The sequence below is a fragment of the Holdemania filiformis genome, assembly GCF_003459085.1.
In the GTDB taxonomy this organism is placed as follows: domain Bacteria; phylum Bacillota_I; class Bacilli_A; order Erysipelotrichales; family Erysipelotrichaceae; genus Holdemania; species Holdemania filiformis.
This window is the reverse complement of the sequence record NZ_QRUP01000002.1, coordinates 191,867-204,193: the sequence shown is the minus strand read 5'-3', so window position 1 is coordinate 204,193 and position 12,327 is coordinate 191,867. Positions and strand designations below refer to the sequence as shown.

The following is a 12,327-nucleotide window of genomic DNA, read 5'->3' as shown; positions in this document are numbered from 1 at the left end:
GGGTGGGGCGAATCGTCCAACGAAAACACATCCTTTCCTATCCATCAACATTATGAGTCTTTCCCTCGCTCATAATGACACAGCGGAGCTGCCGCTTTGGATCCGCAAACCGGATCCGATCAGGCTCGCTTAGTCACCGTGCTTTTCACGTTCCGTTCAGCCTGCTTCAGCGTTTCATCCCTAATTCACAAAGATGAAATTCTCCCGCTGATTTTTTGAATTATAGCATGAACTGTTTCCTGACGCAAGGAGCGGACTGCTCAAAATGATGAAAAAGCCTTATTCCACGCACTTTTTAATCCCTTTACGAAGGAAATTATTCATCTTTAATTCACCTTTTGAACGTCCGGAACGGAAAGCGTTCCTGATATTCTTCATAAATCCTTTATTTTTCTTTACGAAGTCTTAAAGGATGAAACACCGGAATTGGGGTACAATAAAGACAGGAACAGGAGGGATGATCGATGGCGAAGCAACGGCCCTTAAATTTTAAAAATCTGATGCTGGTGCTGATTCCCAGTTGTCTGGTTATCTTCATCATCTGTTACCTTCTGGGAAACTCGTATGGCTTTTTACATCAGCTGTTCCATTTTTAAAGCTTCGGCTTCCGCAAGCTTACTCCCGGATCCGGTCAGAAAACCTTGATCCAATCCCGCACAGGATAAAACGATGGGCTGCCCCATCGTTTTCAGTTTATTCCACACGCAGCGCGCGGTTGAACAAAAACAGACCGATAATAAACATCACCGCCAGAATCGCGATCGCGCCGTTGGCGCTGCCGGAAAGCTGCGCTGTCAGACTGACTAAGGCTGTGCCCAGAAAAGCCGCGCCTTTGCCGCAGATATCGAACAAGCCGAAGAATTCTCCGGCATTTTCCGGCGGAATGATCTGCGCGAAATAGGATCGGGACAACGCCTGAATACCGCCCTGGAACAAACCGACGCATACCGCCAGCACCCAGAACTCCCATTGCTTGTCCAACTGAATCGCGAAGACCGCGATTCCGGTATACGCCAGAATACAGAGCTGAATCAGCTTGGCGTTGTTGATTTTGCGGGCCAGCGATGCGAAGACCAGTGCGCTGGGAAACGCGACGATCTGCGTCACCAATAACGCCACCAACAACCCCTGGGTATCCAGGCCCAAGGCGCTGCCATAGGCCGTCGCCATGTCGATGATCGTATAGACACCGTCGATGTAAAAGAAGAACGCGATCAGAAACAAGAAGATTTTCCGATGCTTGCGGATCTTGCGGAACGAATCGGCCAACCGCCGGAAGCTGCCGCGGAGCTTATCCTTCTGCGCGTCTTCAACATAGTAGTTCTGCTTGTAGTTTTTCAATAACGGCAGCGTGCAGGCCAGCCACCACAGCGCATTGATCACAAATGCCAGAATCATCGCCGTCATGATCGTCATCGAAAACTGCTCGTAAAACAGAACGAAGACCAGACTGATCACAAACGGAATGCAGCTGCCGATGTAGCCCCAGGCGTAACCATGTGAGGAGACCCGGTCCATCCGCTCGGGCGTTGTGATGTCCGAAAGCATCGAATCGTAGAAAATCAGGCTAGCGGAATAGCCGACCTTCGCCACGATATAGAGAATCAGAAACACTCTCCATGAGGTCGGGATCCACAAGGCCGCCAGCGCGCACACGCCGACCATCACGCACAGTGCAAATATTTTTTTCTTCAACCCCTGATAATCGGCCAGCGTGCCCAGCACCGGTCCGCTCAGCGCCACGATCAGCGTGGAAACCGAAGCGGCATAACCCCAGTACGCCAGATAATCGACTTCCGCAATCCCCGCGCTCTGACAGAGCGAATTGAAGTAGATCGGCATAATCGTCGCGACTAACAAAATAAACGCGGAGTTGCCGACGTCGTATAAAATCCATTGTTTCTCCAAGGCTGTGAGTTTCTTATTTTCCATGTTGTCCCCCATTGTTCATCCTCTACTCGTAGTCTTCGTCATACCACGGATCCAGCGGCTCAGACGTGTTCAGCGTTGCGATGTATTCGTGGATCAAGCGCACGGACAATTCTGCGGCTTCATCCATCCCCGCCATTCGCTGCTGGATAAAATCAGTGCAGCGCGGATTCGGCTCGCGGTTGATGATCAGGCCGCCTTCGCTCTTACGGACCCCGACCAGCCCCATCACCCCGAGGATGAGACTGCGCTTTGCCGCGCCGGGAGCGACAAACAGATCCAGCAAGCCGGTCATCGTCTTGAGCGATTGTTCGATATCCCGCGGACGGACGTCAAAAAACGGCGCGATCACCTGGCAGCACGCCGGCGAAATCGCCAGATGCTCTGTTGAGCGCGTGCGGATCGGATCCTTACCCTGCGCAACCATCAGCGCCCGGTCCCATTCCGACTCGATCTCACTGTGACTCAGACCGGATTCTTCCTGAAAGGCGAAGATCGCCGGATGGTTCAGGCTGTCCAGCACAAAGTGGTTGATAAAACCAAGAATATACGCCAGCGCTGCCTCGGGGTCCGGGCTCTGACGGATTAAAGTACGGGCGTTTTCAAAGAACGGGCGGCCGGGTTCATGGTGCATCGCATAGCCGCGCTTTTTGATCGGCGCCTGACTCAGCGGTTTATAAAAGAAAAGCAGATCGGGTCCATGCAGACCGATGTTGTAACAAGCTAAATGCGGATTGATCCGCTCGCGCAGCGCAGGCTCCAGCTGATCCAGAACCTGACGGCCGTAAACGGCATGTGTATAAGTTGCCGGCATACTTCTCCCCCTGACATTTTTCGACCTTATTATACCATGGATCGCCGGCCGGCACTGTTTCTTTTCTGTGAATCATGCCGAAAATCGAACATTGAATACGATCTAACTGTTCCCGCATCGAATCCCGGCCGCCTTTTTGACATGACCTGTGATCTGTTTGGTTTGACCCAGAAGTTTTTCTGTTCCGGAGGCTGCGGAAATGCTACAATGAAAACAAATAAGAAAGGAGGAGCGCAGGATGAGCATTTCGTTGATTGATTTTCTTCAGCAGCTGACCCGCAGTGTGCCGTTGTTGATCACCGTGATCTTAACGATCGGCGTAATTCTGGTCAACGGCTGGACGGACGCGCCCAACGCCATCGCGACCTGTGTATCAACCCGTTCGATGTCGGCCCGCAGCGCGGTGCTGATGGCCGCGTTCTTTAATTTTCTGGGTGTGCTGTTTATGACGATGGTCAACGCTACCGTAGCCGAAACGATTTACAACATCGCAGATTTCGGCTCTGATCCCCAGCAGGCGCTCATCGCGCTGTGCGCCGCGTTGTTCGCGATTGTCAGCTGGGCGGTGCTGGCGTGGAAATACGGTATTCCAACCAGCGAAAGCCACGCGCTGATCGCCGGGCTGTCGGGGGCGGCGATCGCCCTGCACGGTGGTTTGGACGGGATTAACGGCGCGGAATGGATCAAGGTTCTCTATGGGCTGGTCCTCTCGACAATCCTGGGCTTCGCGCTTGGCTGGCTGTGCGTGAAGCTGGTCGAAACCCTGTGCCGCAGAATGGACCGCCGGCGCACGAATTCGTTTTTCCGTTATGCGCAGATCGGCGGCGGGGCGGCGATGGCCTTCATGCACGGAGCGCAGGATGGTCAGAAATTCATGGGTGTTTTCCTGCTGGGCGTCTTTCTCGCGCAGGGTCAGGTACATGTCGAAACCTTCGTGATCCCGCTGTGGCTGATGATTCTTTGTTCCGCCATCATGGGTTTAGGCACCAGCATCGGCGGCTACCGGATCATCAAATCCGTCGGCATGGACATGGTCCGGCTGGAAAAATATCAGGGCTTCGCAGCGGATACCGCGGCGGCGCTGTGCCTGTTGTTTTCCTCGCTAACCGGGGTTCCGGTCAGCACAACCCACACCAAGACGACGGCGATCATGGGTGTCGGAGCGGCGCGGCGGCTGTCCAACGTCAACTGGGGCGTCGTCCGGGAAATGGTGATGACCTGGATCCTGACCTTTCCGGGATGCGGATTGATCGGCTTTCTGATGGCCAAGCTGTTCTTTATTCTCTTTTAATGAAAGGAGTCATTATGGGCAAACAATTTGATTATTTCAACGCGTTTCAGGAAATGGGCCGGCATTCGTTATCCGCCGGGGAGTTATTGAAGGAAATGCTGGAAACGTATGACCCGGCCGCGCTTAAGGAGCGGATGGCGCAGATTCATGCCGTGGAGCACAGCGCGGATACGCTGAAGCATCAGCTGACCGATCAGCTGATCCGCGAATTTCTGCCGCCGATCGAGCGCGAGGACATCATGGAGCTGTCCGACGTACTCGACGATCTGACCGACGCGATCGAGGACGTTGTGATCCGTCTGTATATGTATAACATCCCGCAGATCGATCCGCCGGCGCTGCCATTCTGTGCCTTAATTATCGAATGCATCCGCACCCTGCAGCAGGCGCTTGAGGAATTCCGGCATTTCAAGAAATCCACGGCGCTGGAAGGCTTGATCCGACGGGTTAACGAACTGGAGGAAGACGGCGACCGGCTGTATGCCGAAACGATGCACGAATTGTTCGCCACGCCGCAGGATCCGCTGGCGATCATGGTGTGGATGGAAATTTATGAGCGGCTGGAGAAATGCTGCGACCGCTGCGAGGATGTAGCGAAAGCGCTGGGTCGCGCGGTGCTCAATAATTCATAGAGAAAAGACTCAGTCTCCCTGTTGCTGGAAACTGAGTCTTTTTCTTGTGATCTTGATCGTCATTTAAACGCCGGCTTGACACTGCTTTTTCAGCTTGCACAACTGATGTGAACTCGCAAATTCTTTATCTTAAGTAATTGGAATTATTCCGCCTGCCACCGGACTTTACCCTGACAGATCGTCATCCAGCTGCGAACATCCTTCAGCTTCTGCGGCGCCAGCGCAAACACGTCCTGATCGCAGATCGTAAAGTCCGGCAAAGCCCCAATCTGAATCACGCCCTTGCGGCCTTCCTCAAAGCTTTGCCAGGCTGCGGTCTCCGTCATGCAGCGCAGCGCCGCTTCCAGACTAAACGCTTCTTCCGGGCGGTAGCCGCTCGCTTCAGGATGATGCAGATCCTTACGGGTAACGGCGCAATACAGATTCGCAAATGGATTGAGATCCTCTACCGGACAATCCGTGCCGAACGAAACCGCCACGCCGCGCTCAGCTAATGAACGGAACGCATAGGAAGTCTGCGCCAGTTCAGTTCCCACCCGCTGTTCGACGATATGTTGATCATAGTGCAGGAAGATCGGCTGCACCAGCGCCGCGGTGTGTGTGGAGGCAAACCGGTCGATCAACGCGGAATCGGTGATCTGGCAATGCACGATCCCATGCCGCAGCGGATTATCCGGACTCGTCCGGTTCACGTTTTCAAAGGTGTCGAGCACCATTTCAATCGCCGCGTCGCCGATGGCGTGGCAGACGCATTGCAGTCCATGGGCATGCGCCAGTGACACCAGCTCGTCCAGCTGCGCGCGGGTCATCGTCGCGATCCCCCGTGTCGAAGGATCGTCGGCATACGGCTGACGCATCCAGGCTGTCCGCGCCCCCAGCGAGCCGTCGGTCAACAATTTCAGCGGGCCGAACACCAGTACCTCGTCCGATGGCGTTTGTTCCTTGATTTCAAGATAGCGCATTAACGATTCCGGATCAGTCAGCGTACACTGCAGAACGACCCGTACCGGCATCCGGTCTTCCGCACGCAGCTGACGGTAGGCTTCAAGCATCAGATCCAGATTTTCACTGGTGACGTCGTTGGAATGCACAGTCGTCAGCCCTGCCCGAGCCGCCGCGGCCAGCGCCAGAGCCAGCCGTTCCTTGATCTGAGTGACCGTAAGCGGCGGATCCAGCGGTTTTAACAGCAGCATCGCGTTTTCCCGGAAGATTCCGGTCGGACAGCCCTGTTCGTCAACGTCAATCTGACCATCCTCGGGCTGGACGATCGCCCCGGTGAATCCCAGCCGCTGCAAGGCGCATGTGTTTACGCAGGCAATATGCCCGCAGGCCCGTGTCAGAACCACCGGTACGCGTGTGCTGATGCGATCCAGATCCGCGCGGTTTAAGATCCGGCCTTCCGCAAAATAATCATGATTCCAGCCCCGGCCGTGAATCACGCTGGAATCCGGATGCGCCTGAATATATTCCCGGCTGCGGCTGACGATCTCCTCGATCGAGGAAACATCCTGCAGATCAATGTTCTGCAGCGTGCAGCCCTTATTGTAACAATGCAGATGCGTGTCGCACAATCCCGGCAGGACCAGCCGGCCCTGCACGTCGATGATCTGATCACCGTTTTGACGCTGCGCTTCCACCTGCGCGTCGGTGCCGACCGCCAGGATTTGCGATGAATCAAAGAGCACAGCGCTGGCAAATTGATCGCCGCCCAGCCAGATTTTCGCATTTCGTAAAATCGTTCGCATTCTCTTTCTCCTTTTCGCCGCCATGGCAACGGATCATCGCAGAAAAAAATCAGCGGTCCCCCAACCTCTGATTCCAATTTCTTTCCTTCAAACAGGAATGCAGTGAGCCCCACCAAGAGTTGTTGGCGATTCTAAATCACTGATTGATAAGCCAATGTTTATCAATGAAGTAATGATACACAATCCTGTAAAAAAAGTCAATCATCCGTGTAAGAAGAAAGCGTCATAAATCAGGCGTTCCTTTAATTTCTTTCATTTTCTTACATTTTGTTTCATTCATTCAATTCGATGTTTCCAGGTTCATAATTTTTCCGTAATCCGCTGAAATTGCAGCCCGACTTGGGGTATCCCTTCGCCCTAAGTAATCATTTGTAAAAGCATTTTTCGCGTAACCTTGCGCACCGCAAACCGGCTTCCTCGCGCAGTTCGCGGCAAGCGCCTTTCCAGCTTATTTCACCAGCCAGCACCGAACCGCCGTTCATCTCCCATACTAATCCATAGGGTTTATCGGGATGAAGCTGTGTCCGCAGCAGCTCCTCCTGCCATTCACCCAGATTTCCACGCCCCGATGATATTCACCTTCCGTCCCCGGTTCTCCGGGCGAGGTTCGTGGCCAAACTTTTGCCGATCCCAGGGATAACAATCCCACATTTTTCTATATTCGTTTCCGTTAATTGGAAGCAAGTTGATTTTTACCTTGTTTTTTCGCTTTATACAACGCCTCATCCGCATGCCGGAAGCACTGCAAGGCGGATTCGCCGCCCTGTTGGTGATGAATCCCGAGGCTGATCGTCATTGGAAACTTCGGAAATAGCTCCCTCATCCGTTGGCTGAACTGTTCCTGCAGCTGCCGCATACACCTCTCCGCTTCATCGCTTTGCGGCTGTTTCAACACCACGCAGAATTCGTCGCCGCCGAACCGGTAAGCGCGCATGCGTTCTGAATCGTTGTTCAGCAGCTGCCCGACCTGACGCAATACTTCATCGCCGATAAGATGGCCGAGCTGATCGTTGATCTGCTTGAAATCGTCAAGATCCAGCAAGACTAACGCATAGTCCTGGGCTGTTTCCAATTCCTCAAAACACCGGTTCAGCGCCATCCGGCTGCCAACCCCGGTCAAGGCGTCATAGCTGACTTCCCGCTGCAGGGAAATCCGCTCAGCATCCCGCCGCCGGCTGATCTGTCGGCGGCGGTCCTGAAATTCCAGCAATTCCCAACAAGCGGCCAGCGTCCCGGCCTGCACCATCAGACAAATCAGAATATCGCTGAAATAATAGGCGGTAACAATCTTATCCGGATCCCAGGACGGCATAAACGCGCTCAGGCCGCACAGCACCATCCCGGTCAGAGCCGTCACGACGGTCAGCTGTTTGCGCTCATATACCGTCGTTAACAGGGTCGGCAGCACAAACATCATATAAACGGAACTAAACGCCCCATGGATGATCGTAATCACAAAACACAATAACGTCATCGTCAGCGACACGATGCCGTCTTTTTTTGTTTCTTCCCAATCCCGTGTCCGGATCAGCCACCGGCAGCCCCATACCAACGCCCCGTTGATCAGGCTGGGAACCGCAATATACCGAATTAAGTAGACCGGTACGGAACAGCTGATTAACGACGCGGCGTCCAACACAAAAAACAATAAAATCTCCGCGGCGGCAGTCCCTGCGGCCAGTACCGCGCACACGTGCCAGTGCAGACTCCGCCAATACGTCGAGAGCTGGCGTTCCTGCTTCTGAATCTCGGCCAGAACTTGTTTTTCTTCCACGCCTGGGCCCTCCTGTCTTTCTTTCTAAGTTTAGCACACTCCGCTGTCCGCCCTCAAGAAATTTCCTGGTTTCTTCCCGTTTCGGACCAAAAATTCCGCCTTGCCGATGAATGGCTGACCGGTGATCAGCTTGTCATCAGCCTGCCTCGTCTGTCTGAAAGCCGCGGTTTCTGCAAACATCGAAAAAACTGCCGGTTTTAAACCGGCAGCCGAACGATTTATTCGACGGGAACCACCAGTCCGTTGTAGTGCTCGCTGATATAGCTGCGGACTTCATCACTGGTCAGAACGTCGATCAGGGCTTTTGTTTTATCGCTGTTTTCCTCGCCTTCGCGAACGGCGATAATATTCGCATACGTCTTCGCTCCTTCGGAATCCGATTGTTCCGAGGTCAGAAGCAGATCGGTGATCTTGGCATCCAGCGCATAGTTGCCGTTGACAATCGCAAAGTCCACGTCATCTTTGGTCTGGGCCACCAGCGAAGCGTCGATCTCCACAATGCTGACGTTATACGGATTCTCGACGATATCCACCGGCGTCGCCTTCAAGCCCACACCGTCTTTCAGCTTGATATAACCCAGGCTTTCCAACAGCTGCAAAGCCCGCGCTTCATTGGTGCCGTCGTTCGGCACGGCAAAGCTGCAGCCGCCCTGTTCGATCGCCGATAAAGCCTTCGACTTACCGGCATAGATGCCTAACGGTTCAAAATGGATGCCCCCGGCTGTGACCAGATGCGTGCCGTGATCCTCATTGAACTGCTCCAGATAAGGATAATGCTGGAAATAATTCGCATCCAGATCGCCCTGTTCCAGCGCGGTGTTCGGCGTAACATAATCTGAGAATTCCACGATTTTCAGCGTGTAGCCCTTTTCTTCTAAATACGGCTGGGCATATTCCAGAATTTCAGCGTGCGGGGAGGTTGAGGCCCCGATCGTGATCACAGTTTTCTCTGTGCTGGTTTGATCCTGGGGCGCGGCGGACGGCTGCGCCGCCGGTTTTGTGGAGCAGCCGGCGATCAAGCCGGCGCAGGCTAACAGAACACTTAAATGTTTTAACGTTGTTTTCATCTTCATTTTCTCCTTCTCATTTATAACAAAAGACTCCCATCCTCGAAAAAGGACGGAAGCCTCCGTGTTACCACCTTTCTTTACCAAGCCATCGCTGACTCAGCCTCATCCGGTCGTTCTCTGTCCTGCAGAGAAGAACCGTGTTCGCGGTAACGGGCGAACCCGTCGGCCGCTCACCTGGACGTATCCAGCTCACAGCCGCGGCTTGCAGATCATCTTCCCACGGACTTCCCTTCGGCCTTTCACCCTCTGCCGATCGCTTTTTCAGTTGGTTCCGCGGTACTCTTCTGCGCACTGCCTTTTCGATTAAATTTTGATTGGAATCTGATTTGTCGAAGTTAATTGCGCTTATTTCCAAGCCGGAATCAGCGCGCCGTCATACTGATCGTTAATGATCTGAGCAACGGCGTCAGTCTGGAATAACTCGCAGATCTTCTTGTAAACCGCGTCGTCCTTATCTGCGGTACGGGCGGCGATGATGTTGATATACGGGTTATCCGAGCCTTCCTGAACCGATTCCATGAAGATCGAATCCTTGTTTGGAGACAGACCGGAGTCGATCGCGATTGTGCCGTTGATGAAGCCCGCGGTCACATCCGGCAGAATGCTTGGGATCGTATTCGCTTCAATTTCAATAATTTCAATGTTGACGTTGTATTTCGTAATGTCGGTGACAGACGGCGTATAGCCCTTTTCCGGATCGACTTCGATGAAGCCCAGGCTTTCCAGCAACTTGATCGCGCGGCCGCCGTTGGTTACGTCGGAAGCGATCGCAATCTTATCGCCGTCTTTGATTTCGTCAATACCGGCAATCTTCTTGGAATACAGGCTTAACGGAGCCAGCACCGTTTCACCGATCGCCGTCAGGTCGTAGCCGTTGGCTTCGCAGTCCTTATCAAAGTAGGCGTAGTGCTGAAAGCTGTCGATATCAATATCGCCGGCCGCCAAGGCTTTGTTGACCATCGCGTAATCGCTGAAGGTGACAAATTCGATCGTGACGTTGTCCTTCGCCATTTCGTCGATGATCGGCTGCCAGTATTCGTTGTTTTCGCCGATGACGCCGACCTTGACAGTGCGGGCCTCAGAGCCTTCCGGCGTCGTGTTGTTTTCTTTCGGTGCGGCGCTGCAGCCGGTTAAGACCAGCGCAGCCAGAATGCAGCAGAGTAGTTTTTTCATTTTCAGTTCCCCCTTAATGTGTTGTTTTCTTTATGATCACGTCGCCGATCGCCTGCGCGATCGTTACGAGAATCAAAATAATCAGGATCGTGACCCAGATGACGTCCGGTTCGCTGCGCTGATGTCCGTAGCGGATTGCGAAATCGCCTAACCCGCCCGCGCCGACAACGCCGGCCATCGCGGTCAGCCCGATCAGCGAGATGAACGTAATCGTGGTTGCCCGGGCAATCGCAGGAATCGACTCTTTCAGATAGACCCGGAAGATGATTTGTAACGGCGAATCGCCCATCGCCTGCGCCGCTTCGATCAGGCCGCCGTCAACCTCCGCCAGCGCCAGTTCAATCTGGCGGGAGAAGAACGGCACCGTGCCGATGATCAGCGGGATGATCGCGCCTTTGACGCCGATGCCCGTGCCCATGATCGCCCGCGAGAGAAACAAGGTTGCCGGGACTAAGATGATGAACGGAATCGAACGCAGGATATTGATAATTTTATCAAGAACCCAATAGACCGGATGACATTCCATGATGCCTTCCTTGCGGGTAACGATCAGTACAACGCCGAAGAACAGTCCGAGTACAAACGAGATCGATCCCGACCAGCCCATCATCTGGAAGGTTTCCAGGATGCTCTGGATCAGTTTGGGGATCTTCACCATCACGTTGGGAATTAATTGTTCCAGCATTTCAGCACCTCCACTTCAATGTTGTAATGCTTTAATTCAGCTTCCGCCTTGCGCATCGCGTCTTCGCTGCCTTCCAGCATGACGATCAGACTGCCCAGCGCGGCCTGCTGGATCACCTCGACGTTACCGAACACAATGTTGCACACAACGTCGTATTTCTTGGACAGCTGCGAAATCAGCGCTTCCTTGGTTTCCTCAGCGCCATACGTCAGCTTCAATAACCGCTGGCCTTTATGCAGCCGCACGATTTCCGCACCGTTGTCGATCAGCTCATAGATCTTGGTGATCGGATTGGTGGAATTGATGAAATCGATCGTCATCTGCGCTTTCGGATGCGAGAAGATATCCAGGATGTTGCCGGTTTCGACGACCTTGCCCAGCTCCATGACCGCGACGCGGTTACAGATTTCCTTGATAACCGCCATTTCGTGCGTGATCAGGACGATCGTGATGCCCAGCTTCTGATTGACTTCCTTCAGCAGCTTGAGAATGCTGGAGGTCGTCTGCGGATCCAGCGCGCTGGTCGCTTCGTCGCACAACAGCACTTTTGGATCGTTGGCCAACGCCCGCGCGATTGCGACCCGCTGCTTCTGTCCGCCGGACAGCTCTGAGGGATAAGCGTTCAGCTTCTCGCTCAGCCCGACCAGTTCCAACAGATCCTTGACCTTTTTGTCAATCTGCGCTTTGGTCAGCTTGCTTCCTTTTAGCGGATAAGCAATATTCTGATAGACCGTGCGCGAACGCATCAGATTGAAATGCTGGAAGATCATCCCGATCTTCTTGCGGATCTTGCGCAGCTCTGCTTCCTTCAGCTGGGTGATATCGACACCGTCGATCAGCACCTTGCCGGAGGTCGGCCGCTCCAGCAGGTTGATACAGCGGACCAGCGTCGATTTCCCTGCGCCGGAAAATCCGATGATGCCGAAGATATCCCCGTCTTCGATTTTCAGGTTAACATCCTTGCACGCCTCGACGTTCAGGTCCTTCGTCGTAAAGGTTTTATTGACTCCGACCAGTTCTATCATGTTCTTCTTCCTTCCTTAAAATAAAAACTCCCGTCCCCAACAAGGACGAGAGTTGATTTCCCGTGTTACCACCTTAATTCGCAGTCCGCTTGCGCGTTCTGCCTCTTCCGGTACGCGTTGAATAACGTTATACCGTATCACGTTAACGGGTGAATCCGTCATAGCCTAAGTTTCCCTCGGTATGCAGCT

12 protein-coding genes and 1 other annotated feature (1 of these 13 running past the window's edge) are annotated in these 12,327 nt (G+C 53.6%); of the genes, 3 read left to right on the top strand and 9 right to left on the bottom strand.

What is annotated here, in order from left to right:
- Positions 1-464 precede the first annotated feature (464 nt).
- Positions 465-596, top strand: a complete 132-nt coding sequence (locus DWY25_RS18010) for a hypothetical protein (protein ID WP_006058997.1) — start codon at positions 465-467, stop codon at positions 594-596.
- 97 nt (positions 597-693) lie between these two features.
- On the opposite strand, the gene DWY25_RS03005 is transcribed toward DWY25_RS18010, so the two are convergent.
- Positions 694-1,932, bottom strand: coding sequence for an MFS transporter (locus tag DWY25_RS03005; protein ID WP_181981664.1), 1,239 nt, complete (start codon positions 1,930-1,932; stop codon positions 694-696).
- A 22-nt stretch (positions 1,933-1,954) separates the two neighbouring features.
- The gene (locus tag DWY25_RS03000) at positions 1,955-2,743 is read right to left on the bottom strand and encodes a zinc dependent phospholipase C family protein (RefSeq protein WP_117893465.1); all 789 of its coding nucleotides are present in this window, start codon (positions 2,741-2,743) and stop codon (positions 1,955-1,957) included.
- 238 nt (positions 2,744-2,981) lie between these two features.
- Between DWY25_RS03000 and DWY25_RS02995 the strand changes: the two genes are divergently transcribed.
- Complete coding sequence (locus DWY25_RS02995; protein ID WP_117893462.1) at positions 2,982-4,034, top strand: inorganic phosphate transporter; 1,053 nt, start codon at positions 2,982-2,984, stop codon at positions 4,032-4,034.
- 14 nt (positions 4,035-4,048) lie between these two features.
- A complete protein-coding gene (locus DWY25_RS02990) occupies positions 4,049-4,666 on the top strand; it encodes a DUF47 domain-containing protein (RefSeq protein ID WP_181981663.1) in 618 nt (205 codons plus the stop codon).
- A gap of 143 nt (positions 4,667-4,809) precedes the next feature.
- Here the strand turns inward: DWY25_RS02990 and DWY25_RS02985 are convergent, their stop codons facing one another.
- The 7 genes from DWY25_RS02985 to DWY25_RS02955 form a co-directional block, all read right to left on the bottom strand.
- On the bottom strand, positions 4,810-6,411 hold the full coding sequence (locus DWY25_RS02985; protein WP_181981662.1) for an amidohydrolase: 1,602 nt from the start codon (positions 6,409-6,411) through the stop codon (positions 4,810-4,812).
- Positions 6,412-6,776: 365 nt separating this feature from the next.
- The gene (locus tag DWY25_RS18080; protein WP_420809860.1) at positions 6,777-6,941 is read right to left on the bottom strand and encodes an NUDIX domain-containing protein; all 165 of its coding nucleotides are present in this window, start codon (positions 6,939-6,941) and stop codon (positions 6,777-6,779) included.
- A gap of 140 nt (positions 6,942-7,081) precedes the next feature.
- On the bottom strand, positions 7,082-8,185 hold the full coding sequence (locus DWY25_RS02975; RefSeq protein ID WP_117893451.1) for a GGDEF domain-containing protein: 1,104 nt from the start codon (positions 8,183-8,185) through the stop codon (positions 7,082-7,084).
- Between the two features lie 218 nt (positions 8,186-8,403).
- The gene (locus DWY25_RS02970) at positions 8,404-9,252 is read right to left on the bottom strand and encodes a MetQ/NlpA family ABC transporter substrate-binding protein (RefSeq protein WP_083787582.1); all 849 of its coding nucleotides are present in this window, start codon (positions 9,250-9,252) and stop codon (positions 8,404-8,406) included.
- 348 nt (positions 9,253-9,600) lie between these two features.
- Positions 9,601-10,428 (bottom strand): MetQ/NlpA family ABC transporter substrate-binding protein, encoded by an 828-nt coding sequence (locus tag DWY25_RS02965; protein WP_006058988.1) that lies wholly within the window; start codon positions 10,426-10,428, stop codon positions 9,601-9,603.
- A gap of 13 nt (positions 10,429-10,441) precedes the next feature.
- On the bottom strand, positions 10,442-11,113 hold the full coding sequence (locus tag DWY25_RS02960) for a methionine ABC transporter permease (RefSeq protein ID WP_006058987.1): 672 nt from the start codon (positions 11,111-11,113) through the stop codon (positions 10,442-10,444).
- Positions 11,098-12,138, bottom strand: a complete 1,041-nt coding sequence (locus DWY25_RS02955) for a methionine ABC transporter ATP-binding protein (protein WP_039864305.1) — start codon at positions 12,136-12,138, stop codon at positions 11,098-11,100. The genes DWY25_RS02960 and DWY25_RS02955 overlap by 16 nt, the downstream gene beginning before the upstream one ends.
- Before the next feature lie 38 nt (positions 12,139-12,176).
- Positions 12,177-12,327, bottom strand: a binding site (T-box leader) (it continues 98 nt past the right edge of the window).

Coding starts and splice junctions, on each gene's coding strand:
- DWY25_RS18010 (WP_006058997.1), top strand. CDS start 465: ATGGCGAAGCAACGGCCCTTAAATTTTAAAAATCTGATGCTGGTGCTG.
- DWY25_RS03005 (WP_181981664.1), bottom strand. CDS start 1,932: ATGGAAAATAAGAAACTCACAGCCTTGGAGAAACAATGGATTTTATAC.
- DWY25_RS03000 (WP_117893465.1), bottom strand. CDS start 2,743: ATGCCGGCAACTTATACACATGCCGTTTACGGCCGTCAGGTTCTGGAT.
- DWY25_RS02995 (WP_117893462.1), top strand. CDS start 2,982: ATGAGCATTTCGTTGATTGATTTTCTTCAGCAGCTGACCCGCAGTGTG.
- DWY25_RS02990 (WP_181981663.1), top strand. CDS start 4,049: ATGGGCAAACAATTTGATTATTTCAACGCGTTTCAGGAAATGGGCCGG.
- DWY25_RS02985 (WP_181981662.1), bottom strand. CDS start 6,411: ATGCGAACGATTTTACGAAATGCGAAAATCTGGCTGGGCGGCGATCAA.
- DWY25_RS02970 (WP_083787582.1), bottom strand. CDS start 9,252: ATGAAAACAACGTTAAAACATTTAAGTGTTCTGTTAGCCTGCGCCGGC.
- DWY25_RS02965 (WP_006058988.1), bottom strand. CDS start 10,428: ATGAAAAAACTACTCTGCTGCATTCTGGCTGCGCTGGTCTTAACCGGC.
- DWY25_RS02960 (WP_006058987.1), bottom strand. CDS start 11,113: ATGCTGGAACAATTAATTCCCAACGTGATGGTGAAGATCCCCAAACTG.
- DWY25_RS02955 (WP_039864305.1), bottom strand. CDS start 12,138: ATGATAGAACTGGTCGGAGTCAATAAAACCTTTACGACGAAGGACCTG.